This window comes from Pseudomonas sp. RIT357 (assembly GCF_000632245.1).
Classification (GTDB): Bacteria; Pseudomonadota; Gammaproteobacteria; order Pseudomonadales; family Pseudomonadaceae; genus Aquipseudomonas; species Aquipseudomonas sivasensis.
Genome location: NZ_JFYX01000049.1, coordinates 259,998 through 284,767, shown reverse-complemented (window position 1 = coordinate 284,767; position 24,770 = coordinate 259,998). Strand labels below are relative to the sequence as shown.

15 protein-coding genes are annotated in these 24,770 nt (G+C 61.9%); 8 read left to right on the top strand and 7 right to left on the bottom strand.

Going from position 1 to position 24,770, the window contains the following annotated elements; genetic code table 11:
* Nucleotides 1-80 precede the first annotated feature (80 nt).
* Both BW43_RS00030 and BW43_RS00035 read right to left on the bottom strand, forming a co-directional pair.
* Entirely contained in the window at nt 81-2,492 is a 2,412-nt protein-coding gene (locus BW43_RS00030) for a glucose/quinate/shikimate family membrane-bound PQQ-dependent dehydrogenase (RefSeq protein WP_032891870.1), read from the bottom strand.
* Nucleotides 2,493-2,937: 445 nt separating this feature from the next.
* On the bottom strand, nt 2,938-4,956 hold the full coding sequence (locus BW43_RS00035) for a TonB-dependent receptor (protein ID WP_032891869.1): 2,019 nt from the start codon (nt 4,954-4,956) through the stop codon (nt 2,938-2,940).
* A 150-nt stretch (nt 4,957-5,106) separates the two neighbouring features.
* On the opposite strand from BW43_RS00035, the gene BW43_RS00040 reads away from it, so the two are divergent.
* On the top strand, nt 5,107-5,340 hold the full coding sequence (locus BW43_RS00040) for a VF530 family DNA-binding protein (protein ID WP_016977534.1): 234 nt from the start codon (nt 5,107-5,109) through the stop codon (nt 5,338-5,340).
* Between the two features lie 4 nt (nt 5,341-5,344).
* A complete protein-coding gene (locus tag BW43_RS00045) occupies nt 5,345-5,968 on the top strand; it encodes a Pr6Pr family membrane protein (RefSeq protein WP_032891866.1) in 624 nt (207 codons plus the stop codon).
* A 1-nt stretch (nt 5,969) separates the two neighbouring features.
* Here BW43_RS00045 and BW43_RS00050 read toward each other — a convergent pair whose 3' ends face one another.
* Together BW43_RS00050 and BW43_RS00055 are read right to left on the bottom strand one after the other, a co-directional pair.
* On the bottom strand, nt 5,970-6,737 hold the full coding sequence (locus BW43_RS00050) for a siderophore-interacting protein (protein ID WP_032891864.1): 768 nt from the start codon (nt 6,735-6,737) through the stop codon (nt 5,970-5,972).
* On the bottom strand, nt 6,734-7,273 hold the full coding sequence (locus BW43_RS00055) for a PadR family transcriptional regulator (protein ID WP_032891863.1): 540 nt from the start codon (nt 7,271-7,273) through the stop codon (nt 6,734-6,736). The genes BW43_RS00050 and BW43_RS00055 overlap by 4 nt, the downstream gene beginning before the upstream one ends.
* Before the next feature lie 494 nt (nt 7,274-7,767).
* Here BW43_RS00055 and BW43_RS00060 point away from each other — a divergent pair, with 494 nt between their 5' ends.
* The 5 genes from BW43_RS00060 to BW43_RS00080 all read left to right on the top strand — a co-directional run bounded on the left by BW43_RS00060 (nt 7,768) and on the right by BW43_RS00080 (nt 13,467).
* The gene (locus BW43_RS00060; RefSeq protein WP_032891862.1) at nt 7,768-8,268 is read left to right on the top strand and encodes a CS1 type fimbrial major subunit; all 501 of its coding nucleotides are present in this window, start codon (nt 7,768-7,770) and stop codon (nt 8,266-8,268) included.
* A gap of 119 nt (nt 8,269-8,387) precedes the next feature.
* Entirely contained in the window at nt 8,388-10,907 is a 2,520-nt protein-coding gene (locus BW43_RS00065) for a CS1-pili formation C-terminal domain-containing protein (RefSeq protein WP_032891861.1), read from the top strand.
* Between the two features lie 216 nt (nt 10,908-11,123).
* Nucleotides 11,124-12,155: a hypothetical protein gene (locus tag BW43_RS00070; RefSeq protein WP_326490174.1), complete on the top strand. Its 1,032-nt coding sequence runs from the start codon at nt 11,124-11,126 to the stop codon at nt 12,153-12,155.
* A 62-nt stretch (nt 12,156-12,217) separates the two neighbouring features.
* The gene (locus BW43_RS00075; protein ID WP_032891860.1) at nt 12,218-12,979 is read left to right on the top strand and encodes a pilus assembly protein; all 762 of its coding nucleotides are present in this window, start codon (nt 12,218-12,220) and stop codon (nt 12,977-12,979) included.
* A 5-nt stretch (nt 12,980-12,984) separates the two neighbouring features.
* Nucleotides 12,985-13,467: a CS1 type fimbrial major subunit gene (locus tag BW43_RS00080; protein WP_032891885.1), complete on the top strand. Its 483-nt coding sequence runs from the start codon at nt 12,985-12,987 to the stop codon at nt 13,465-13,467.
* A 4-nt stretch (nt 13,468-13,471) separates the two neighbouring features.
* On the opposite strand, the gene BW43_RS00085 is transcribed toward BW43_RS00080, so the two are convergent.
* Nucleotides 13,472-18,466, bottom strand: a complete 4,995-nt coding sequence (locus BW43_RS00085; RefSeq protein WP_032891859.1) for an NEL-type E3 ubiquitin ligase domain-containing protein — start codon at nt 18,464-18,466, stop codon at nt 13,472-13,474.
* 99 nt (nt 18,467-18,565) lie between these two features.
* Nucleotides 18,566-21,688, bottom strand: coding sequence for a transglycosylase domain-containing protein (locus BW43_RS00090; protein WP_050442884.1), 3,123 nt, complete (start codon nt 21,686-21,688; stop codon nt 18,566-18,568).
* A 375-nt stretch (nt 21,689-22,063) separates the two neighbouring features.
* Between BW43_RS00090 and BW43_RS00095 the strand changes: the two genes are divergently transcribed.
* A complete protein-coding gene (locus BW43_RS00095) occupies nt 22,064-23,482 on the top strand; it encodes an amino acid permease (RefSeq protein ID WP_032891858.1) in 1,419 nt (472 codons plus the stop codon).
* A 39-nt stretch (nt 23,483-23,521) separates the two neighbouring features.
* Here BW43_RS00095 and BW43_RS00100 read toward each other — a convergent pair whose 3' ends face one another.
* Complete coding sequence (locus tag BW43_RS00100) at nt 23,522-24,652, bottom strand: OpgC family protein (RefSeq protein WP_032891857.1); 1,131 nt, start codon at nt 24,650-24,652, stop codon at nt 23,522-23,524.
* Nucleotides 24,653-24,770: the final 118 nt, after the last annotated feature.

The following is a 24,770-nucleotide window of genomic DNA, read 5'->3' as shown; positions in this document are numbered from 1 at the left end:
CCCACGTTTTGATCTGTGTTGTTTATGAAAAAGGCGGCTACCTGTGAGGGTAGCCGCCTTTGTTTTGCCGCCGGTAACGCTTAATCCGGCAGTTTGAACGCCATTACGTAGTCACCCTGTTTGGTACCCAGGGAACCATGACCACCCGCCACGACCAGCACGTACTGCTTGCCGTCCTTGCCGGTGTAGGTCATCGGTGTGGTTTGCGCACCCGCTGGCAGGCGGCCTTCCCACAGTTGCTTGCCGTTTTTCACGTCATACGCACGCAGGTACTGGTCGAGGGTACCGCTGAGGAAGGACACGCCACCGGCGGTGGTGAAGGTGCCGCCCAGGCTAGGTACGCCCATGCTCAGTGGGATCGGAACCGGCGAGCTGTCGCGCACGGTGCCGTTCTTGTGCATCCAGATGGTTTTGTGGGTGGTCAGGTCGACCGCTGCCACATAACCCCACGCCGGTGCCTGGCACGGCAGGCCCATTGGCGACAGCATCGCTTCCAGGATCACGCCGTACGGCGCGCCTTTGTTCGGCTGCACGCCTTCGGTTTCGCTGACGCGTGGACCTTGCTTGGCGATGTCGGCAGCTGGGATCAGCTTGGACTTGAACGCCATGTAGCTTGGGTTCACGAAGGCGATCTGGCGCACTGGGTCGACGGAAATGCCACCCCAGTCGAACACGCCGAAGTTACCTGGGTAAACGATCGAGCCTTGCAGCGATGGCGGGGTGAACGGGCCGTCGTAGCGCATGGATTTGAAATCGATGCGGCACAGCAGTTGGTCGAACGGCGTCACGCCCCACATGTCGCGCTCTTTGAGCGGCGGCGGCATGAAGTTCAGTTCGGACTTCGGTTGGGTAGGGGAGGTACGGTCGCCCGCCACTGCGCCCTGCGGAACAGCCACTTCATGGATCGGCACGACCGGCTGACCGGTTGCGCGATCCAGCACGTAGATGCTGCCTTGCTTGGTCGACGCCATGACGGCCTGCTTCACGCCGGCTTCGGTCTTGATGTCGATCAACGACGGCTGGCCGCCTACGTCCATGTCCCACAGGTCATGGTGAGTGAACTGGAAGGTCCACTTCACATGGCCGCTGTCGATGTCCAGGGCGGTCAGGCCAGCGGCGTATTTTTCGGAATCGTCGGTACGGTCGCCGCCGTATTGGTCGGGCATCTGGTTGCCCATCGGCAGGTAAAGCATGCCGAGTTTTTCATCCACGGCGAACATGGACCACATGTTCGGCGAGTTACGGGTGTAAGTCTTACCCTCGGCCAACGGGGTGGTGTCGTCCGGGTTGCCGCTGTCCCAGTTCCACACCAGCTTGCCGGTGTGCACGTCGAACGCGCGGATTACGCCGCTTGGCTCGTCGACCGAAACGTTGTCGGTGACGTGACCGCCGATCACGACCAGGTTTTTGGTCACGGCCGGTGGCGAAGTGGAGTAATAACCACCTGGGGCGAAGCTGCCGATGTTGGCACGCAGGTCGACCTGGCCTTTGTCGCCGAAGTCTTCGCACATCTTGCCGGTGTCGGCGTTCAGGGCGATCAGGCGGGTATCGGCGGTCGGCACGAAGATGCGTTTCGGGCAGGCATTCGGCGCAGCAGCCGGGCTGGCGCTGCCGGTTGGGCTCTGCTCGGAAGCGTAGACGGCGTCATCGTGATACGACACGCCACGGCAGGTCATGTGCGCCCAACCTTTGAAGTTCTCAGCGCCTTGGCTGCTGATCTTCGGATCGAAGCGCCAGATTTCCTTGCCGGTGTCCGGGTCCAGGGCAATCACTTGGCTGTGCGGCGTGCACACGTACAGCATGCCGTTGACTTTCAGCGGGGTGTTTTCCGCGGTGGTCTCGCCTGGATCGTTCGGGCCAGGGATGTCGCCGGTGCGGTACGTCCACGCCGGAACCAGCTTGTGGGCGTTTTCCGGGGTGATCTGCGCCAGTGGCGAGTAACGATCACCAAAGGCCGAACGACCGTAGGAATTCCAATCGCCATCAGCCTGGGACGGCGCAGCATTGGCCATGCCCGGCACCGCGTCGCGGTCCAGTTGGCCTTTGATCTCACCGGGGTTGGTGAATTGGCTGGCAAGGGCGGCAGCGCCGGCCAACACCACGGCCACGCTCAGCGCGCCAGTGCCCAGCGGGGCAGGTTGGCCACGCAGCAACGGACGGCGAAACCACGGGAGCAACATGACGATGCCGAGGGCGAACAGCAGTGCCAGACGTGGCACCAACTGCCACCAGTCCAGGCCGACTTCCCACAATGCCCACACGGTACTGGCGAACAGCACCAGCGCGTACAGGCCCAGCGCTGCGCGGCGGGTAGCCAGCAGCAGGACGCCGGTGAGGGCGATGCCGATACCGGCCAGCAGGTAATACAGCGACCCGCCGAGCATCGTCAGCTTAATACCGCCGGCCAGCAGGGCCAGGCCCATGATCAGCAGCAAGACGCCTAGCAACCTGGGCAGCAGGCGGCTTGGGCTTGAAGCACCATCAGTGCTCATAGTGTGTTTCTCCGTGACGTTGGAATAATTGTGTAACCCCGTGCTTCACTCACTGTAGATGACGATTCGGCACAGGCTTGGTTCAGCGTTAATTCGGTTTTTCTGAGGATTGCGAGGGTTATCCACAGGCGCGCGATTTATACCCAGGCGCAGGTCGGTGTAAGACAGCGCTGTCTTGGTGTGTGGGAATATTCAGCAAGATGGGGTCGACCGGGGAGTGAAACGTTTCAGGTTATTGCCGACAAGGATAAAGCGCGGACGCGTCGAGAGAAAGCGCAAATCGCAAGATGCATCATTTCCGATTTGGTAACAGTGACAGAACGTCGCTGCACAATAAGTGTGGGAGAAGGCTTGCTCCCGATGGCGGTGGATCAGACACCGTTGGGTTATCTGACCGATTGCCATCGGGAGCAAGCCCCCTCCCACAAGGGGTTAGCGGTGTGCGTCAGAAGGTGGTGCGGATGCCGAACTGCACACTGCGACCGGGTGCCGGTGCGATGTCCCGCAGGATCGAGCTGGCATAACGCACAGTCTGGTTGGTCAGGTTTTCACCGTTCACAAACGCCAACCACTGGCTGCCACCGACATTGAAGTGATAACCCGCGCTCGCGCCCAATGTGGTGTAACCGTCGGTGCCGCTTTCGTTATCCGGCACACGGCCTTGGCCTGCCGCGTGTTCCACGTCGATGCGTGCCTGCCAGCGGTCGAGTTCCCACAGTAAGCCGCTGTTCAAACGCAGCGGCGCAATGCGCGGCAAGGCGTCACCGGTGTCGAGGTTGGTGGCGCGGGTATAGTCGCCCGACAGCTCCAAGGCGAATTTGCCGTAGGCGCCTTCGCCGAGCTTGATGTGATCTTGAGCTTCAAAGCCGGCGAAACGTGCACGCACGCCGGAATATTCGTACTCAGGAATGCCATTCGCGTCTTCTTCACCTTCGTCGTTCAGCGTACGACCCGTGCCCAGCAAGCCGATGTAGTTGGAGAAGCGGCTGTAGAACACACCGAAGCTGCCCTTATGCGTGCCATTGTCAAAGCGCAGGGCCAGGTCGCTGGACACGGCTTTTTCTTTCTTCAGGTTGGCATCGCCCAGTTCGTAGGTGCCGGTGGCGACGTGGGCGCCATTGGCGTACAGCTCGTAGAAGGTCGGCGCACGTTCGGTGTAGCCCAGAGTCGCCGCCAGGGACCAGATCGGCGTCAGCGTATACACCGCACCCGAGGACAGGCTGCCGGCGGTGAAATCGTTGGTTTTGTCGGCGCCTGCAAAGCGCGCGTTGCCCTTGGCATCCGGCTCGACGCTGGTGTGTTCCAGGCGTCCGCCAAGGCTGAGTGCGAGGCGCTCGGTGGCCTTCATTTCTTCGAGGATAAACAGCGCGCCGGCGTTGGTGTCGGTCTGCGGTACGAAGGCTTCTTCGCCCAGGGCCGAGAACTCGTTGCGGGTCACTTGGGCGCCGACCACGCCATCGAACGGGCCGATGGGCTGGTGACGCGCTTCGACGCGGGCTTCATAGCCTTTGTTCTTGAAGATCGTACCGGTTTCGCCGCCTTCGATTTCGCGGTGCTCGTAGTCGGTGTAGCCCGCGTCGAGTTTCACCGAGGTAAATGGGCCTTGCAGGTTGCGGATCTCGGACGCAAAGGCGTAGTGATCCTGCTTCATGCGGATGCGCACGTCCTGTTCGGCCGGCGAGCCGTAGTTGGCGTCGTAGCTGCTGTAGGACAGCCCGGCGTAACCGTCGTCCCACGTGTAGGAACTGCCCACCGCGCCACCGTCCTGACGTCCGTCGCTGTTGCCCAGGCGACCGTTTTTGCCGGGGCCTTCTTCGCTTTCCGGTGCATGGCGGCTGCGGGCCTGGCCGGGAATTTTCAGGTCGTTGAATTCCCGTGCGTTGGCGTCTAGGTGCAGGGCGAACGTGCCGTTGCCGGCTTCGAGTTTGCCTGCGCTGCTGCGTGTAGTGTCGGCGCCGCCATAACGCAGTTCACCGGCGCCGTGGATGCCTTCGATGGCTTCGGTGGGGATGCGGTTGTCGAAGGTGTTGACCACGCCACCGATGGCGCTGCCGCCGTACAGCAATGCAGCGGGGCCGCGCACGATCTCGATGCGTTCGACGTTGACCGGGTCCAGCGGCACCGCATGGTCATAAGACAGCGACGACGCGTCCAGGGCGCCCACGCCGTTGCGCAAGATACGAATACGATCGCCGTCCTGGCCACGGATGATTGGCCGGCTGGCGCCTGGACCAAAGTACGAAGACGACACACCCGGCTGCTTGTTCAGCGTTTCGCCAAGGCTGCCTTTTTGTTGCAGGGTCAGGTCATCGCCTTCCAGCACGGTGGTCGGTGAAGCGAGTTGCTCGCTGCCCAGCGGGTTGCCGGTGATGACTTGGGGTTGCAACTCCAGGGCGTGGGCTTCGGAGCTGATCAGCAGGGCGGCGGCAAGCGGGGTCAAGCGCCACAGAGAAGAGAGGGACATCGGACATTCCTTGGCAAAACGACGAAAAGATTTGAAAGTTATAGTTACAATATAACATCTCTTTTTCGCGAGCCACGGGAACTTTTTATCCCTGAGCGGAGGGGGTGATAAGGTGTGCGCCTTCGTGATTACTTTTTTCATAGGCCTGGCATGACCGCGACAAGCAACGACCCCCTTCACGGTGTAACCCTGCAGCACGTCCTCACCACCTTGGTGGAGCACTACGAATGGGAAGGCCTGGCCGAGCGCATTGATGTGCGGTGTTTCAAGAGCGACCCGAGTATCAAGTCGAGCCTGACGTTCCTGCGCAAGACTCCGTGGGCGCGGGAGAAAGTCGAAGGGTTGTACGTAAAGCTGATGCGCACCAAACGTCCGCTGGATTGAATCCATGAAGCGGTTTATAGCGGCGACAGCACTGGCCGGTTGGGTGGGGTTGGCGATTCAGCAATACCTGATTTTCTATTCGCGCTGGTCCAGCGGCGCAAGCTTGCTGGGCGGGCTGATCAACTTTTTCAGTTTCTTCACTGTGCTCACCAACACCCTGGCGGTGGTGGTGTTGAGCTATGCCTTGGTCCAACGGGACTCGGCGGCGAAGCGGTTTTTTCTCAGGCCGGCGATCAGCAGCGGTATCACGGTGAGCATTCTGGTAGTGGGCTTGGCCTACAGCCTGTTGCTGCGGCATTTATGGCAGCCCGAAGGCTTTCAGTTGATCGCCGATGAACTGCTGCATGACGTGATGCCGGTGCTGTTTTTGATTTACTGGTGGCGGTGCGTGCCCAAGGGCAGCCTTCGCCTCAAGCACATCGGCGCGTGGATGATTTACCCGCTGGTGTACTTCGCTTATGCGCTGCTGCGCGGGGATTTGCTCGGGCAGTATCAGTACCCGTTCATCGACGTGGCCACCCTTGGTTATCCACAAGTGTTCGTGAATGCCGGAGGGATTTTGGCGGGGTTTGTGCTGATCGCGTTGGCAGTGGTGGGGCTGGATAAAGTTATCAAGCCCCGACCTTGATTCACGCTTCTTCACTGCCCTCGGCGCGCCAGTAGCCGACGGCCTTGAGGAACGTTTCATCGACCTTGTGCGTATCCAGCAGTACCCGGCGTACCTGGCGCGACACTTTGGTTTCGGTCGCGACGAAGCTGTACAGCGAGCCGCTCGGCAGCGTCAGGTTCTGCACGGTTTCCAGCAGATCATCCTGGCCGCGAATGACCCAGATCACCTCGACATCGGCCTGACTGTGCAGGACCTGTTTTTCTGCGGTATTCGCGATCTCGATCACCGCCAGCACCTTTCGCCCGGCCGGCAGTTCTTCCAGGCGACGACCGATGGCCGGCAGCGCGGTTTCGTCGCCGATCAGCAGGTAGCTGTCGAACATATCCGGCACGATCATCGAGCCCCGTGGCCCGCCGATGTACAGGTGCTGACCCACCTTGGCCTGCTCGGCCCAGGTGGAGGCGGGGCCGTCTCCGTGCAGCACGAAGTCGATGTCCAATTCGCCAATGTCCAGGTCAAAACGCCGTGGCGTGTAGTCGCGCATGGCCGGCTGCGGGCCATCTCCCTTGATGCTGAACGTCGGGCTTTCCAGCGCCGCTTGCTCGGCGGCATTTTGCGGGAACAGCAGCTTGATGTGATCGTCGCTGCCCAGGCTGACAAAGCCCGCCAATTCCGGCCCGCCCAGGGTGATGCGGCGCATGCGCGGAGTGATGTCGACCACGCGCAGTACGTCGAGGCGGCGGCGTTTGATTTCGTGGGTCACGCGGTGGATGGCTTGTGTATTCATTGGGCTTTCCCGTCGGCAATGGCTTGGGCGGTGCCGTTGAGCAGCGCCGCGACACGAACGATTTCTTCCGGGCTCCAATGCCCGTGGTGCGAATGCAAGGCGTGACGCAGGTTGTGCACCGCCTCGTGGATTTCCGGCGGGCGATCCTGGCCGCGCAGCGAGCGCTTGCTCACCTCCATGCGCTGGCGAATGCCGTCGAGGGCCACCGCCTGTTCGCTTAAGAAGAGACGACCGGCGTCGGTGATTGTGTAGCGTTTTTTTCCAGCGTCGGCGTCACCGCTGATCAATTCGCTCTCTTCGAGGAAGGTCAATGTGGGGTAGATCACCCCGGGGCTTGGGCTGTAGGCGCCGTCGAACAGGGCTTCGATCTTGCGGATCAGGTCGTAGCCGTGGCAGGGCTGTTCGGCAATCAATGCCGGCAGCAGCAATTTCAAATCACCCGGGGCGAATACCCGTGGGCCGCGGCCGGCACGTTCGCGGCCTGGACGTTTCTCGAAGCCGTCACCGGGTTCACGGTGGGAATGATGGTCTCTCATTGTCATGCTCTCCTTGTGTGGATAAGACATAACGTAAGATATATCTTAAGAGATGCATAGCCACAGACGACCAACGGTCAGTGTGGCCTATCGCACATTGCAAGCATTTGGATTGACTTATTAGTGGTGCGCCGATCCAACTAAGATTAGAGTTGGAACTCGTACTTTCAAAGAGGCTTTTATAACTTCTGTTTTTTATGCGTGGTGTTTTTCCTACGGAATATTCACAACAAGCGTTGTTGAATAATTCATGTAGTCCATGTCTTACGGAGAAAATTAAAGTTTTGGCAAAATGCCATATTTTTCTGTATTTGCCCGCATACATTGGCTACGAAGGCATGGGAAGCAGCCTGCATACCTGTTTTTAAAGTTAGTGGATCATTCCTCTCGCGTTGCACTCACTTACGTCTCGCTGCAGCGGACCTCATTGTGTGTTGAATTCACTGTTCAACTTTCAATGGGGCACTAACTTGTCCTCAAAACAGGAACTCATCATGTTCAAGAAGTTTGCAATTGCTGCTCCATTGGCCTTTCTGGCATTGAACGCCTCGACGGCCTTCGCTGCCGGCGAAGCCAACCACACCGTCAACATCAAGGCGAATATCCCTACCACGGTGTTCCACGCGCAGCCACGTGATCCGAACTTCGGCCGCGACGAAACCCTGACCTACAACATCGTCAGCGGTGAGCTGGCGCCGTTGAGCGCTATCTACGACCTGAAGAACACCAGTGGTTCGGTCCACGCCTACATCGAAGGCGGCCCGGCTGTTCTGTTCAACGGCAACGTCGCGCAGAACATCCCGCTGACCACCACCCTGCACGGCGTTGAACTGACCGGCACGCCAAAAGAAGTGGTGAACGAAGCCGACTCCACCCCGGGCGTGGGGGCTGAACTGCGCATCGTGGCAGCAAAGCCTACGGCCACCCAGCGTGGTGCCTACACCTCCGCTGTGGCGCTGGTGTTCGATGCGGTGCCGCCAACGCCAGCACCTTGATGGTGTAGGTGCCCGCCGGGCTTTCTTGCCCGCGGGCATTTGCGTTCGGGCCGGCCGATTTTCCCCCATTGGTCGGCCTGTTTTTTATCAAGTCTCCTGGCCCTCAGAGAGTTCCTTTCATGTTCCCGATGACGCCCATCGCGGTTGCGCTTGCGCTAGTGATTTGTACGAGTGCCTTGGCCGCGCCCACGTCAGGCACCGTCACGCCTGGCAGTTTGTTGACCCAGGCTCAGGGTTTGCCTGCCGGGTTCGGCGACCATTTTTTCGACGTACCGCTGGCGGTACAGGTCGAACTGGATCAGCAACCCCTGGGGGAAGCCTTGATTGTGCTGTCCCAGGACGAACGGGTGACGCTGCTGGAGTTCACCGATACCGGCGACAGCAAAGTCCCCGCCACCACCCGCGACACCTGGCAAGCCTTGCTGGAGAGCGGCGTCGGCCTTGGCGCATGCACCCAGGCGTGCCCGCAGCAACTGGTGTCAGTGCACTACAACCTGGAAAGCTCGCTGCTGTCGATCATCACCCAGAACGTCGAACACACCAGCGACGCACCGCGTTTTCACGCGCAGCCCGAAGGCGGTAGCCGTGGCTTGATCATCAACAACCAGCTCAACCTCAACGGCGGCCAGGAAGAAAACCTGGGCGGACGTTATGGTTTGCAAGCCAGTGCCAGCCTGGGCAATTGGACCCAGGTGTTCAACTTGCAGCTGGCGCGCCAGAGTGGCGACGAAGAACAACTGCGCCATGCAATCCATGAGCTGTATACCCAGCGAGAACTGGAAGGCCAGTTTTTGCGCCTGGGCCATTTCACCCCCAATTCCGACGGCCTGACCCGGCAGTTGCGCAGCTTTGGCGCCAGCCCGGATACCGCGTTAGGCGTCATGTACGGCAGCTCCGACAGCCTGGCGATCAACAATGCCAAGGCCAGCGTTTACCCGATCTACGTCACCGCCAATCGCCAGGCCGCCGTGGAGATTTACCGCAACGGTCTGCTGATCAACACCCAGGCGGTCGCGGCCGGTTTGCAGACCCTGGACACGCGGCCGTTGCCCGGCGGCATCTACGAAGTCGAAGTGCGCCTGGTGGAAGACGGCCTCACCGTCAGCACCTCCCAAGAGCTGGTGTACAAACCCAGCAACTGGCGCAACGTCGATGACCGCTGGCGGTACAACGTGTTTGCCGGACGCGAAACCAAGCTGTTCAGCAACTGGGATGAACAGTCTTCCGGCTCGATCACCGCGGGTGCCTCGGTCAATTACCTGGTGCATCCACGGGTGATTCTCGGCCTCTCGGCGCGGGAAGTGCGTGAGCAGCTGCAATACGGCGGTTCGGTGGACTGGACGGTGGCCAACAACACCAGCCTCTACACCAACCTCTACCAGACCCGCGAACACGGCACCGGCCTGGACGTTCAGGGCCTCTACACGTTTGGCGCCACCAACCTGGTGCTCAGCCATAACCGCAGTTGGCTCGACACCCGCGACACCTTCGAGACCCTGCCCGACGGCACCCGCCTGCGGCGCAACACCTTTGTTGGCCAGACCAGTAACTCGGCACTCTCGGTGAACCACCGGGTCGACGCGCGCAACTCCTGGAACCTGCGCCTGTCCCACAGCGAGGGCAATGCCGAAGGCGCAGGGCTCGACCTGGGCTGGAGCCGCCGCGACACCTTGTGGGGCAGCGACGCCAACTGGCGTTTCTCGGTGTTCGACCGACCGGGCACGTCCGGCACCAACGACAAGCGCAACCGCGGCGTGGACCTCTCTGTGAGCCTGGCCCTGGGCGGAGATGGCCGGCAGATTTCCGGCAGCATCGGCACCCGCACCGCGCGGGACGGCGGTCGCGATAACAATGCGTCGGTCACCGTTCGCCAGGACCTCACCGACCACCTGCTGCAAAGCGTCTCGGCCACCGCCATCACCGACACCTATGGCGTCGGGTTCTCGGGCATGGCCAGTTTCGACAGTGATGTGGTCAGCGGCGACGGCTTCATCCAACGCAGCTCGTTCAACGGCGACCTCAGCGGCGGCCTGAACCTGCACAGCACCTTCGTTGCCGGTGGCGACCAGATGCTGATGACCAGCCAGTACCAGAGCAATGGCGCGGGCATGATCGTCGACGTCGAAACCGATCTGGATGAGATCACCCTGCGTGCCGACGACTTCAGCGGCGGCGGCGCGATCCTGCGTCCTGGGCGCAACTTCGTACCGGTGGCGGCCTACAAGAGCAGCACGGTGAACTTCGACTTCGACGGCAACCACCCACCGGCGGCCAATATCCAGCCGGCGCGGACCACCTACCACCTGAACAAGGGCGGGGTGGACTACCGGAAAATTACCGTCATGAAAACCGTGTCGGTACTCGGGCGCCTGCTCGATGCCCAGGGCCAGCCGCTCAGGGGGCATCACGTGATCAACCACGCCAGCCGTGGGGTCAGCGAGGCCGACGGGTTCTTCTCCATGGAAATGAGCGCCAGCTCGCCAACCCTCGAAGTGCGCTACCGCAACCAATTGCTGTGCCAGTTCCGCCTGGACCCGGCCACCTCCGCCAATGAACAGGACGTGTTGATGATCGGTGACCTGCGCTGCACGCCGGACACCTTGGCTGAAAACACTTTCCAGACCGAGACCGCTGGTTAAGGACGTCTTATGAAAAAGCAGTTTGAGCGAAATGTGTTTGGCCTTTTGTTGGCAGGCTTATTGGGGGCGTTGTTTGCAGAGCCCGCGAGCGCGCTCAGCCAAAACATTACCGCTGTCTTCCGGCCTGATCCTGCAAACCCGATGAAAAACGACTTTGTGAACACGACTCCGGTGACGGGCATTTGTGCAGGGCACATGCCCGTGCGGTGCAAACAGATGGGGATTTTCACCATCCGTATTGATGACGCGTTTCGAGCGACCGCTATTGCGCCCATTGAGGCGTTTCACGAAGACCCGCGCAAAGGCGCAATGTGGCAAGTGCCTTCGCAGTGGCGCGATGTACAGGTCACCCATGCGCGCACCGGCGAAGTTGAGACGGTGCAAATGCGGATTGCCGGCATTGGGCACCGTTGGGATATTCGACCGAACACCAGCGCATGGGCACGGCCAGGTTTTTCCTGGCAAGGGCAGTGGATGAGCGCTCCTGCCCCTTGCCAGAGCACCGGGTTCCTTACCGGCGCTTCATCCCTCGCCTTATTTTTCTGGCTGGTGCCGGAAAACGCTGGTGTGTGCAGTCGTTTTCCCGGAACCACCATCACCTATTTTCAATATCGCACTCTCGAATTCGCCTATGCGCTCAAGACCCCAAACCCGTTGGGCATGTCATCGGGTGAGTACACGGGCAGCCTGACTTACACCATGGGGCCGGGTTTGGATTTCGACTTCGGTGATGTGGTCATCCCGAATGACTCGCAACTGACGCTGAATTTTAATCTGTCGGTGGAGCACGACTTAAAAGTCGACCTCCCACCCGGCGGCAACCGCATCGAACTGATCCCCGACGGCGGCTGGCAAGCCTGGCTCAACCGTGGACGCTCGCCCACGCGGCTGTACCGCGACCAGACCTTCCGCATCGCCGCCAGTTCGCGTTTCAAGATGCAGTTGGAGTGCTCGATCGTCATGGGCAACACCTGCGGCCTGCGCAATGCCAATGGCGATGAGGTGCCGTTGCAGGTCGCCGTGACGCTGCCCAGCGGGATCGATGGGCGCGGTAACCAGGCCGTGCTCAAGCGCCCGTTGCGCCTGGACGGTGACGGCACCGAACTGTTCCAGCCGCTGTTCTACGTGAACGACCGTCCGGGCACCTTGCACTTCGAGGTGTTGCGCGACGACATGGCCGACATGCTCAACCAGCCGGGCAGTACCTATTCGGGCGTGGCGACCGTGATCTGGGACTCGGAAATTTAGATCGGCCCCACTCCAACGGCGGGCCAGGCCCGTCGCAGTCAATCAACGAGGCGAAGTAAACGATGAAACAAGCAGTGTTATGGATCGGGTTGTGCCTGATGTCGCTCACCGTCCAGGCCGGGCCGCTGATCAACGTCGGGGTGGTTTACGACTACCTCGAAAGTGATCGCAGTTCCTACCTCAAGCGTGTGTTCAATGGCGGCACCAGCACCGCGTTCATCAAGGTCAACGTGTTGGAAATTGTCTACAACGCAGATGGCACCACCCGCGAAATCCCGGTGCCCTCGATCATCGATGACAAGGGCGTCACGACCAGTCGCGACGGCCTGATGGCCAGCCCGTCGCGACTGATCGTGCCGGTAAACGGCCGCCAGGGCACTCGCCTGTTGTACATGGGGCCGCGCGACAAGGAACGCTATTTCCGCCTGCGCTTTATCCCCGTGGTCCCGGAAAAGGACGACAACTTCGGTATCAGCGACGAGGAGCGCGCCGACTATAAGGATCACCTGGCGGCCGGGATCAACGTGATGGCCGGCTACGGCACGGTGTTTTTCGTACGGCCCAAGGATGCGCGGTTCGACACCCGCATCAACGAGAGGCCTGACCAATACCAACTGCGTAACGCGGGCAACAGCACCGTGGTGCTCGACGAGTTCCACGACTGTTCGGTGACCAACCCCACTGACTGCGTGCCGACCACCAAGCACCACATCCTGCCCGAGCGACAACTGACGTTCGAGAAAAAACCGGGCCGGCGCTACAGCTTCGTGCTGGTGGAAGGGCTGGATAAAAAACCGCTGAAGGTCGAGAAGACTAACGGGTGATCATGATGTTCAAGCAGCTGACAAGATTCGGTGTACTGGCGGCCTGCATGCTGGCGGGCGCACCCACCTCGGCGATCCAGGAACGTCACTCGTTCGATGTCTCGGTGACCATCCCGGTAAACGAGGCCTATGTGCTGCCGTCCGAACCTGACTGGATGGGCCAGGACCAACTGCTGGCGTGGAACCTGGTGACCTCGCAACTGAGCCGCCTGCGCAAGAACTTCGACGTCAAGCACCTCAACGGCGGCGTCGCGGCCCGCCTTGGGGCCGAGCCGTACTTGTTTAACGGGCGTAACCGTATCGACCTGCAGGTGCAGTTCAACCAGGTAGCGCTGACCCTCGACCCGGTGGAAGTGGTCGGCGCCGCTGAAGCTCGAGTGGGACGCCGGGCCGAGCTGGACATCGCCGCCGTAGAGCCCGAAGGCGGCTATCGCGGCGGCGAGTACTACGGCACGGTGCACCTGGTGTTCGATTTCCTGGCGCCGTGATTGCCTACTCGGTGCTGGCCTTGAGCAAGGCTTCACGGGTCAAACGCCGCGCCAGCTCGTTATAGTCATGCTGGATATGGTCGTAGAAACCCAGCACCGTGCTGTCTGAAAACGCCTCTTCAGTAAGCACCACGCTGTACGGGATCACCAGATCGTCGGCCAGGCGGGTCAACTGCTCGCGCACACTGTCCGTCGGCGTAGCGACCCATTGCTCGTGCAATTCGAGCAGGTCCTGCAGGTGGCTGCCGGCCTCCGTGCGCAGCCTTCGCTGGGCGTTGAAGGCGCCCAGATAGGCCTCGTGCAGATAATCGCTCCAGAACGGCTGCTCCAGCAGGCCATTGATCAGACCATCGCCTTGTTGCAGCTGGCGAATGGCGTGCGCCGCTCGGTCGAGATGGGCCTGAGTGACCTGGGCCGTGTTGCGATACACCATGTGTTCAGACAGCCATGGCAAGTCCAGGCGTTCCTTCAGCCCAGTTTGATAGGCGAGGTACACCTGCACGTCATCCACCTGGCCTTGACCGATGCCCAGTGTTTGTCCCAGGCCGCCTTCGTTGATCGGCAGGGTACGGCGCCGCACTTCTTCGCGGGCCAGACGGTTGACTTGGTCCAGGCGCCAGGCTTGCCGCGCCAGTTTTACCAGGCGGCTTTCGCGCTGGAGCAAAGCCAGTGGGGCGTCGTCCTTGAGGATCTGCTCAAGCAGGGTTTCGACGCCCATGCGATTGAATATATGCGCGCCGGCATCCGCGCAATTGGGCGGCGTCGCGGCCAGGCTGAAGATGCGTTCACGAAAGCTCGGGTTCTGGTCCACCGTGAACAGCAACTGCCACACCCGGATGGCCAAATCTTCCCGCCCCTGCTGGAACAGTTGCGCGTCGATCTCGGTCTGGAACTCCACGGGTGGACTCAGCAGTTTGAACAGGTCAAACAAGCCCTGGGAGCCATGCTCCTGTTCCACGTCCTCCCAGACTTTGATGGCCTCGTCGCGCGCGTCGCCGCTCAAGCCAATCAGCCAGTATTCACGGTCGGACGGCTTGCTGCGCGGCGTGGTGCGGTAGGGATCGAAACCGAAGGCACGCCGATACGCGACCACGCGATCTTCGTCTGCCGGTTCCAGGCGGCTGCGGTCGAGCCAACTGCTGGCGACGATGCGCGCGCCCACCGAATCTTCGGCGAACGGTGGAACGCTGGTGATTCGGGTGTGGGTCAGGTCCAACTCAGGGATGGCCAGCCTTGGACTGTCGAGGCCCGCCGGCCATTGGCTGATGCCGGTCCTGCGCAAGGTCAGTCGCCGCAGTTCGGGCAGCGGGCCGATGTCCGGCGGCACGCTCATCAATGCGTTGCCCTCCAGGTTCAGCGAGCGGAGCAAGGGCAGGTGCTTGAGTGCCTCGTAGTCGTAGCGGCCCCAGCGGATCGGGTTGTCGCGCAGGTTCAGCGCGGTCAGTGCTTTCATGTCGGTCAGTTGGGACGGCACACCGGCCAGTTCATTCTCGGACAGGTCGACGATGCGCGTGGCGGGGAAATTGTCGAGAAAGCCCATTTCCTCGTCCTTCAGACGCGTGCCGCTCAGGTTCAGGCGGGTGACATGGCTGAAGTCCGCCCGCAGCGGCTCCATGTGTTGCACGTAGCGCCCCAGCACCAGATTGCTCAAGTCCAGGAGCGTGCCGCGCGGCTGTGGTTGTGGCGGCAACATGCGCAGGTAGGCGCCGTCTTCCCAGCAGCTTTGCAACTCTTTGATGATCAGCCCGCGCATGAGCAGCTCGTTTTGCGCGAGCACGCTGCCGACCGCGCCGAGAGGACGCTGTTTGCGGAGGCTGCGCAGGTCTTCGCCCAGCAACCGGTGGTCGGCCTCCAGCGTGCCCAGCAGCGCCTTACCTTGCGCAGTGTCGAGGAACGGCGAGACGCTGGCGATCTCTTCTGCGTTCAGTCGTGGGCACAGCTTGGTCAGGGTCTCTGCGGGCGTCGGTGCCGGGGTGGGTTGCCTGCGAAACAGGCGGCGGAAGGCCTCGAAGCCAGGTTTTTGCAGCAGGCGTTGGGTGCTGCGGTCGTCGGCCAGGCGCCCGGTCGGCGGTTCCAGCAGGGTGCGGCGCACGGCCAATGGTTCAAGTTGCGCCCTGAGCCAGGCCTTGAGGTTTTCACCCTGGCCAGGGCGCAAATCAACAGCCCCGTCAGGAAGCACGCGCAACAGCGCTTCGAAAAAACGGTAGTGCGCGGGCGGTGTCGACGCCGGTACCCCGTGGATCTGGTAGCGGCCCTGACCCTGGTAGATCAGGACTTTCTGTGTGACGGCCGCCGCCGGGCCTACCCGACACCGCAAGGCGCCCTCCGGCGATTGCTCATGGATGGCGATACTCAGGTCCCCCAGAGCATCGGTGTTCAGACGCAGGAGATTGAGGACCATGCGCTCGGTGTCCGGCGTCAGCAGGGCATCGTCATGCAAGCCTTCACTGGCGTGGCTGGCGCGGACTTCGTTGGCCAGTTCCCGTGCGAGGTTTTTCAGGCGCAGAGGGATGCGCTGTTCACGGCTCATCACGTCCAGTTCCTGGGGCGATGTGCGCAGTAGCAGCGTCGTCACCAGCTCTGCGGGCAACTGCGGGAACTGCTGTTGAATCAGTTGACCGTGAGGGGTGTCGAGCACTTCGCGTGCGCTGTAGAGGTGATTGAACATCGCAACGGTGTGTGGCGTGAGCCGATCGGCCAGTTGGTTGCGCAGCGCCGCGACCCGCGCGGTTTGGGTCTCGGGCAGGGGCGAGGGCAGCAGGGCGTCGAGTTCCTTTTCGTTGAGAAACGCGAGGATTCGCTCCGGCAACGAGCCGGCCTGCACCTGCGCATGGCTGATGTTCAGGGTGTCGGCGGGCAATGCATCGGCGGCGCCATAACGCATGGCGTAGCCGCTCAGGTCCGGTTCGATGAACACGTCGATGGCTTTGTGCGACGGCCAGCCAGGTAACTCCGTGGTGGTTTGCACCGACCAGTTGGTCGGCAGCTCGGCCGGGGCGCCGGTGCGGATGCGCTGGGGTGTCTGTTCGACGTGCCGACGCAGTTGCAGGCGCTTGAGGCTGTCGGCCAGCAGTGGCGGAGGAGGGGAGCGGTCGGCATACATCATGCGCAGGGCGCCGTCGTGAGTTCCGCTGGTGGCGCAGGCTTGTGCCCGTTGCGCGGGAGTGAGGCCTTCCACCAGAAGAGGACCAAGGCGCTCGTGCAGCGCCGCGCTGTCCCAGGTGCGCGGGTCTTCTCCTTCATGCAGCCAGGCGCCGTTGTCATTGTGTTCGAGTCGCGGGGAATAGGCCTCGGGGCGGGTCGGGTGCTGGATGCGGTAGGTGTCACTGGCGGCCTCGTGCGCGACCACGTAATGGCGGTCCTTCAGGCGCAGGATGCGTTGGTTCTGATGCTCGTGAAGACCCAGCGCGTCGGGCTGTGCATCGGCCGGCAATTGCAGATCATGCCGGGCATAGGGCGCCAGATCCGGGTTCCACAGGCGTGGTTGCCCGTTGACCTCGACCACCCGCAGATCATCGACGAACAGTGAGCGCCGCAACGCACCGCCCACGGCGGCGCCGGCGGCAAACGTGCCCAGTTGCACCACCTCGCTGGTCACGCTCACCACATGTTCGGCGGCTTCGCGATATTGGCCCTCGGCCAGGTCGACGACCCCTTCAATGATCTCGCTGCTCAATTGATAAACGGTGTAGGCCAGCATCAACTCACCGAGAAACGGCACGAACGGCGTGATCACCATCAGGGCGGCGTTGAAGATATCCGTGATCATTTTCGTGGCGTTGTCCCACCAGGCCCAACGCTCGGCGCTGTCGGCATCGGAGGTGGACACCGCCATGCTGCGCCCGTCATTGAGGATTTTATTCAGCGCCTGCTGGTAGCGGTGTTCCCAAAGGTCTGCGTCGATCCTGATGGCTGAAAATGGCAGCCGTTGGCCCAGCCCGGCAAAGAAGTGCCCGCGTCGGTTATGCCCGACAAACTCGCTGAAGAACTGCTGATAGGTTTGCTGGCCGCGTGATGGGATCGCTGCGTTGGCGTGCAGCTTGCGTGTCAGATCCGTCATGAACGCCACGCTGGAGTCGTATTCCTTGACGGGACTTTCGGGGTCATGAGGGATGTAGGCGATCAGTTTCGACACGCTGGACACGCGGTCCAAATCCGCCGCAATCAGCAGTATGCCGGCCAGTGGCGCATCCAGGATGTTCAAACGGTAGAACTGCAGCACCCCACGCTCACCGCGCAGCGCTTGCAGCAGCACTGCGCACGCCGCGGGCCCCAGGTCCTTTTTCAGCACGGCCAATTGCGCGGCAGCCTTGAGCGCGGCCTTTTGGCTGGCAATGATGCGGGTCTTGAGCGTGGCACGCAGGGCGAGGTCGGTCGGCAACAGATGCTGGTTCAGGTGCTGTTGATAGCGGGCGCCGAGGTTCAGTTCGCGGCACAGCGTCTTGAACTGCAGAAGGGGCATTCGCTCGGCCAGTGGCAGGATGTCGAAGTGGCCTCGGGCGTCCGGTTGGGTGATGTAGCAGGAGTCTTTTTCAAAGCTTTCACCGGCGGCGAAGTTATGCAACGCCGCATCCAGCAACGACACCCTGCGGGTGGTCACCCCCTTGGAAATATCCAACGCATACCAGGGCAGTTGCGTGGGGATATACAGGTTGAGGTAGGTGGTTTTGACGTTCAGATCCAGGCCGTGTTTTTCGCGGATGGCCTCCTGCAACAGCGGCTCGGAAAAACCATACAGGTCCTGCACGTCGCGAAGGTGTTGGTCCACGGCGTTTTGTGCGCGCCAGCCCTCGGCATTCGCCAGCTGCAGCGTGTTGTGTTGATCGGGTGAGGCGCTGGCGTACCAGTCCGGTCGGGACAGCGTGGTGCTGTTGAACAGGCTGATTCGGGCGGGGACGGCGGTGGTGAGCCAGTCGGGAATTCTCTGCTGGATCAGCGCGTAATGAGGCCCCTTGTAGGGCGTTGCCAGAGGACTGGCAGGAGGGGGGGATTCGGGCATGCAATGGCGCTCGCTAAGGGATTCGAAGCCATTAGCGTATCCACTGAAGACTAGAACAAAAGCTCAAAATCCTGGGCGGTTCGGTGCGTTGAGCACCCGTTATTCGAATGAAAGATGCGCATAACTAACACCCTGTTTCGGCGGTTGGCACAGGGTCTGCGCGTCAGGTTGCAGGTAAGGCGTGAGGATCGGTGCCATACCCTTGAGCACCTGCACCGGCAGCGCCGACGTGAACGTGAATTGCTGCGCCGAACTGCCCGGAACGAATGCGGTGAGGGTGCCGAAGTGGTGCTCGCCGATATAGAACACGAACGTCGCGGTGCGGTTGATGGACTTGGAACTGAGCACACGCCCACCGGCGCCGATGGCTTCGATGCGGTTGTCGCCGGTACCGGTCTTGCCGCCCATGATCAAGGGTGTGCCGTCAGTCAGCTTGAAACTGCCGGCCACGCGTTTGGCGGTGCCGGCGTCCACCACTTGCGACAACGCGCCACGCAGGGCGGTGGCGACTTCGCTGGGCATCACGCGTTTGCCGCGATCGGGGTTGTTGACCAGGCGGGTTTCATAGGGGGTGTCGGCGGCAAAATGCAGGCTGTCGATGCGCAGGGTCGGTTCGCGCACGCCGTCGTTGAGGATGATCCCCACCAATTCCGCCAGCGCAGCGGGGCGGTCGCCGGAGCTGCCGATGGCCGTGGCCAGCGATGGCACCAGATGGTCGAAGGGGTAGCCGACTGCCTGCCAGCGCTGGTGAATATCCAGAAACGCTTCGATTTCCAGCATGGTGCGGATGCGACTGTCACGGGCGCTCTTGTGGCGGCTCTTGAACAGCCAGCCATAGACTTCCTGGCGCTCATGCTCACTGGCGGCGACGGCCTGGGTGAAGGTGGCGTCGGGGTGTTCCAGCAAGTAGCCGAGCAGCCACAATTCCAGCGGATGGACCTTGGCGATGTAGCCTTGGTCCGGCAGGTCGTAGGCGCCGGGGCCGTAGGCCTGATAGAGCTTGGTCAGGCGCTCGTCGCTGAGTTTTTCCGGTTCCTTGCTCTTGAGGTGAGCGCGCACGAACCCGTTGAAACTCTGCTGGCTGGCCTGGGGCAGCAGGTAGCGGTGCACGGCGGCCAGGCGTATGGCGGTGGGGTGCATGCTGTCGAGGAAGGTGTCGAGCCGCGCCTGGGTGTCCTTGTTGCGGTAGCGTTTCCAGAAACGCAGCAGAAAGGTGGTGCCCTCACGGTCGGCGAACTGGGCCAGGTATTCCTGGCGGCGCGGGTCGCTGTCGTCCTTGAGCAACTCGGCGCTGTTGTTGGGGCCGTGGTAGGTGCTGTAACGCACTAGGTCGCGCATCAGGCGAATGAACGGCAGGTTGATCGACTCGCGCAGGGCATCGCGCAGGCTCGGGCTGCGACCATTGTCTTCGTTGCGAAAATTGTGGAAGCGGTGCAGGCCGCCACCGGTGAAAAAGCTCTCGCCAGGGCTGGCGGAATACTGCCGGTCGAGGGCTGCGTCGAGCATCTTCGCGAGGCTGCGGTCGGTGCTTTGCGCCAAGTAGTCCACGGCCCAGCGCGACAGGCGATCCTGCTCGTCGACGCTGACTTTTTTCAGTGCGGCGGCGGGCTGTGCGCCATAGCGATCATGCAGTTCGCTGATGATCTGTAAGTAGGTGGTCAGTACCCGTAGCTTGGCGGTGGAGCCCAATTCCAGCTTGCTGCTCTCGTTGATGTCGAAGGGTTGGTCGGTGTTGTCGGTCTGCACACGCACCCGTGCACCGTCGGCGGTCATCTCGTATAGGGTGAAGCTGTAGCGCACTTGCGCGGTGCTGGCCGGCGTCAGCAGCCGTGGCCCGAGCAGACCCAGTTGCGCGGCGAAGGCAGGGTCAGCGAGCTGCTTGAGGTAGGCGGTGGCCTGGGTTTGCAGGTCGTTCTGCAAGGTGCTGGTGGCGGCCAGATCGAGGCGGTCGAGGTCGTACAGCGATCGGTTGAGCAGCGCGGCCAGGCGACTGCGCGCCACACTGATGCCCTTGTTGGTCTCGATCGGTTGCAAGGTCGGTTGCTGCTGCCAGTCGCGGTACGTCACCTGACTCGCCAGCGCGGCATCGGCCAGGGCCGGTTCGATGACGCCGTTCTGTTTGAGCAGACGCAGGTGGCTGTCGGTCAGGTCCGCAAGTTCCGGGCGGCCTTTGGACAAGTAATGGGACGGCCGGCGCTGGGCGATCATCAGCGACAAGACTTCGCGCAGGGCCACACCTTTTTGCTCGAGGTTGCCAGTGCCGGCGTCGGCCAGCAGCGCATTGGTGCGCTTGAAGTCGGCGCCGTACCACACCCGCAGACCTTCGGCCATGCCGTGCACTTCACCATGGCCAGGCACGGCGGACAGCGGAACGCTGTTGAGGTAATCGCGCACGACGTTCTGGCGCGCGAGCAAGGTCTGCGGGCCGTCCTGGTAGGCGCGCACGCTGGCAGAAAACATCTGGCGCAGCTTCTCGCTACCGGACAGGGTCAGGCCGTCGGGGGAGTGGCGGTATTTTTCCAGTTGGGTGGCGAGGGTGCTGCCGCCGGCGCTTTGCCCGGGCAGGTGCAGCACGCGGGCGACTTGCGACCACGCGGCCTTGGCGAAGCGCGGCCAATCCACCGCCGGGTTGGCCTGGGGCTGTGCGGGGTCCAGCAGGTCACGGTTTTCGATGAACAGCAGGCTGCTGACCACCACCGGCGGGATCGCGGTGAAGTCCGGGTAAAACTGCTGGGGGTAGCTGAACTGGTACAGCGGCGTGGCGCGGCAGTCGTTGATCGACAGGCCGGCCTGGATTTTTTCGGCGTAGGGCACAAACAGCCCGTGGGCGGTGTAGTCCATCAAGGCGTCGGAAAACTGCGCCTGGCTCTGGATCAGGAAATTGCGCTTGAGCAGGCGTGGCAGGAATTCATCGATGGCGCTGTAGCCCAGGCGTTTGTCGAAGGGCCCTTCACCGGGGTACACGATGCGGTCGCTGGCGCCGGGCTCCACCGTGTAGCTGAGGGTCGTGGCCAGACGGCTCAGTTCGCGGGACTGCCAGTCGGCGCTGCGCATTTCGCGCTGGGCGACATACGCTGCGGCGATCAGCGCGATCACCAGTAGCAGCCACACCATTCGCCACCTGTACAACCGCTTGCGGGGGCGTCGTGGCAATGGCTGTTCATCCTCGCTGTCGGCAGGCGCCGCAGCTTTGGTTGAATCGGTTTGCCATAAAGCGCCCATAGTCGATTGATCCCATCCCGGCAGATTGATCGGACTTGTCTCAAGCGTAGACGCTGATTGGCTTGCGTGAGGAATTTATCGACCGGGCCGGGCATGGGCAAAGCCCGATGACAGCGTAGGTGGCTTGAAGGGTCGCACCATTGGTGTGCGATACTCCCACCGCTAAATCGTATTAAGGCGGCAATTCCCGCTGAATATTGCCTTTTATAGAGTGAAAATCACTGGGTTGAGCTTTTTATACTGCATCCCCCCGATCTGGCCCCGCCGGACCGGTTTGCCCACAAGGTGAACCGGCGATGGCATGTCACGGCAGACCCGCCGCGACGTGCTGGACTCGGAGGCTCATATCCAATAACAAGACGAGGTTGTATCCCTATGCCAGTCGGCAACCACCTGCCCCATGGCGAGACCGCTTCGGGCGGCCCGCTCAAACGCGAACTGGGTGAGCGGCATATCCGCCTGATGGCGCTCGGCGCCTGTATCGGTGTCGGCCTGTTCCTCGGCTCGGCCAAGGCCATCGAAATGGCCGGCCCGGCCATCATGCTCTCCTACATCATCGGCGGCCTGGCCATCCTGGTGATCATGCGCGCCCTCGGCGAAATGGCCGTGCATAACCCGGTGGCCGGCTCGTTCAGTCGTTATGCCCAGGATTATCTCGGCCCGTTGGCGGGCTTTCTGACCGGCTGGAATTATTGGTTCCTGTGGCTGGTGACCTGTGTGGCCGAGATCACCGCCGTGGCGGTGTACATGGGCGTGTGGTTCCCCGACACCCCGCGCTGGATCTGGGCCCTGGCGGCGTTGATCAGCATGGGCACCATCAACCTGATCGCGGTAAAAGCCTTTGGTGAGTTCGAGTTCTGGTTCGCGCTGATCAAGATCGTCACCATCATTGCCATGGTGATCGGCGGCGTCGGCATCATCGCCTTCGGCTTTGGCAACGACGGCGTGGCGCTGGGGATTTCGAACCTGTGGGCCCATGGCGGCTTCATGCCCAATGGCGTGCAGGGTGTGCTGATGTCGCTGCAGATGGTGATGTTCGCCTACCTCGGCGTGGAGATGATCGGCCTCACCGCCGGTGAAGCGCGCAACCCGCAGAAGACTATTCCGAGCGCAATCGGGTCGGTGTTCTGGCGCATCCTGTTGTTCTACGTGGGCGCGTTGTTCGTGATCCTGTCGATCTACCCGTGGAATGAAATCGGCACCCAGGGCAGCCCGTTCGTGATGACCTTCGAGCGTCTGGGCATCAAGACCGCAGCGGGCATCATCAACTTCGTGGTGATCACGGCGGCGCTCTCGTCGTGCAACGGCGGCATCTTCAGCACCGGGCGCATGCTCTACAGCCTGGCGCAGAACGGCCAGGCGCCGGCCGCGTTCGCCACCACGTCGAGCAACGGCGTGCCGCGCAAAGCCTTGCTGCTGTCGATCTTCGCCTTGCTGCTCGGCGTGCTGCTCAACTACCTGGTGCCGGAGAAAGTTTTCGTCTGGGTCACGTCCATCGCCACCTTCGGCGCAATCTGGACCTGGGTGATGATCCTGTTGGCCCAGCTCAAGTTTCGCAAGAGCCTGAGCCCGGCCGAGCAGAAAGCCCTGAAGTACCGCATGTGGCTGTACCCGGTCAGTTCGTACCTGGCGCTGGCATTTCTGGTGCTGGTGGTGGGCCTGATGGCGTACTTCCCGGACACCCGCATTGCGCTGTACGTCGGTCCAGTCTTCCTGGTGCTGCTGACCGTGTTGTTCTACGTGTTCAAGCTGCAACCGAACACCGCCAACGCGGCGCCAGTGCACTCCGCCTGACGCCTGGCAAGGCCCGCTGCGTGCGGCGGGCCTTAGCCTTCAGCTGGCCTGCGTGACCAGCTTGTGCGACTGATCCAGGCGCTTGTTGAATTCCAGCCACAACCCCAGCATCACCATCAATGAAGCGCCGACCAGCGCTGTCAGCAGTTGCATCAGCAGCGCATCGCCAGCCATCGCATTGACCATGTCGGCCAACGGCGCCAGCACGACGCCCAGGCAAAACACTTCCAGTGAATAACGGCCCATGCGGCAGGTGTGCTGCGCCAGCCAGTTGTCGGTCCAGCCGCGTCCGGGCAACAGCTTGGCGGTGACATACGCCAGTGCGAGGAAGTGCAGCAGGCGCAGCGGCGACAGGTCGGTCTTGCTGATTGGGTAGATCAGATCGCTGACCGCCGATGGCATCCACGTATCGTGCACTTCGGGCCAGCGCCACGACAGTGTCAGCACCGCTGCAGCCAGGGTGTAGATCGCCGCCGCCATGAACAACGGCTGCCGGCGCAGTGGCCGCAGTTCGGCCGGGCGCTCGCGGCTGGCATGAATCGCCGCCGCGCCACCGAGGATGAACAGAAACTGCCAGGTCACCGGGTTGAAGTACCACACGCCGTCGGCAATCGCCCGCAGGTTCCAGCCCATCCACGGCGCCAGCAGGTACACCGTCATCGACGCGCCCACCACCAGCCAGGTCTTGCGCAGCAACAGCGGCAACACCAGCGGCAAACCACCGAGCAGCACGATATACAACGGCAGCGGGTCCATCAGGTTGGGCTTGAAGCGCAGCAGAAGTTCATCGGTCAGCGCCTGCTGCGGGTGGGTGACGAAGTGCGTCAGGCCCATCTCCTCGACGAGGTCGCGGGTTTCCACATGGCTGTTGGCGAAGAACACGATGCCCATCAGCATCGCCAGCAAGAAGATGTGCACCACGTACAACACCCAGGTACGGCGCAGGATCTTCAGCGTGGCGAACCAATAGCCGTCACGCTGCAGGATCTTGCCGTAGGCCAGCACAGCGGCGTAGCCGGCGAGGAACACGAAGACTTCGGCCGCATCGCTGAAACCGAAATTGCGTAGGGTGATCTGGCCGAGGGGATTGTGGGGAACGTGATCCCAAAAAATGAAGATCAACGCCAGGCCCCGAAAAAAATCGATGCGCGGGTCGCGTCCGTTCAGCATGGCAGCGGGCTCTTTGACGAAAGGTTTAGTAATGACAGGCGCAGGCGCGAATTGTCGTACGCCGCAGGTCGGGCGGGCGCAGGTTGGCGGTATTTCCAAGCAATTGCAAAGGCTGGAT

What these genes read in the sequence shown, in the direction of transcription:
- BW43_RS00035 (WP_032891869.1), bottom strand. Translation starts at nt 4,956, where the DNA reads ATGTCCCTCTCTTCTCTGTGGCGCTTGACCCCGCTTGCCGCCGCCCTG.
- BW43_RS00050 (WP_032891864.1), bottom strand. Translation starts at nt 6,737, where the DNA reads ATGAATACACAAGCCATCCACCGCGTGACCCACGAAATCAAACGCCGC.
- BW43_RS00080 (WP_032891885.1), top strand. Translation starts at nt 12,985, where the DNA reads ATGTTCAAGCAGCTGACAAGATTCGGTGTACTGGCGGCCTGCATGCTG.
- BW43_RS00075 (WP_032891860.1), top strand. Translation starts at nt 12,218, where the DNA reads ATGAAACAAGCAGTGTTATGGATCGGGTTGTGCCTGATGTCGCTCACC.
- BW43_RS00060 (WP_032891862.1), top strand. Translation starts at nt 7,768, where the DNA reads ATGTTCAAGAAGTTTGCAATTGCTGCTCCATTGGCCTTTCTGGCATTG.
- BW43_RS00040 (WP_016977534.1), top strand. Translation starts at nt 5,107, where the DNA reads ATGACCGCGACAAGCAACGACCCCCTTCACGGTGTAACCCTGCAGCAC.
- BW43_RS00090 (WP_050442884.1), bottom strand. Translation starts at nt 21,688, where the DNA reads ATGGGCGCTTTATGGCAAACCGATTCAACCAAAGCTGCGGCGCCTGCC.
- BW43_RS00100 (WP_032891857.1), bottom strand. Translation starts at nt 24,652, where the DNA reads ATGCTGAACGGACGCGACCCGCGCATCGATTTTTTTCGGGGCCTGGCG.
- BW43_RS00095 (WP_032891858.1), top strand. Translation starts at nt 22,064, where the DNA reads ATGCCAGTCGGCAACCACCTGCCCCATGGCGAGACCGCTTCGGGCGGC.
- BW43_RS00085 (WP_032891859.1), bottom strand. Translation starts at nt 18,466, where the DNA reads ATGCCCGAATCCCCCCCTCCTGCCAGTCCTCTGGCAACGCCCTACAAG.
- BW43_RS00045 (WP_032891866.1), top strand. Translation starts at nt 5,345, where the DNA reads ATGAAGCGGTTTATAGCGGCGACAGCACTGGCCGGTTGGGTGGGGTTG.
- BW43_RS00070 (WP_326490174.1), top strand. Translation starts at nt 11,124, where the DNA reads ATGGGGATTTTCACCATCCGTATTGATGACGCGTTTCGAGCGACCGCT.
- BW43_RS00055 (WP_032891863.1), bottom strand. Translation starts at nt 7,273, where the DNA reads ATGAGAGACCATCATTCCCACCGTGAACCCGGTGACGGCTTCGAGAAA.
- BW43_RS00065 (WP_032891861.1), top strand. Translation starts at nt 8,388, where the DNA reads ATGTTCCCGATGACGCCCATCGCGGTTGCGCTTGCGCTAGTGATTTGT.
- BW43_RS00030 (WP_032891870.1), bottom strand. Translation starts at nt 2,492, where the DNA reads ATGAGCACTGATGGTGCTTCAAGCCCAAGCCGCCTGCTGCCCAGGTTG.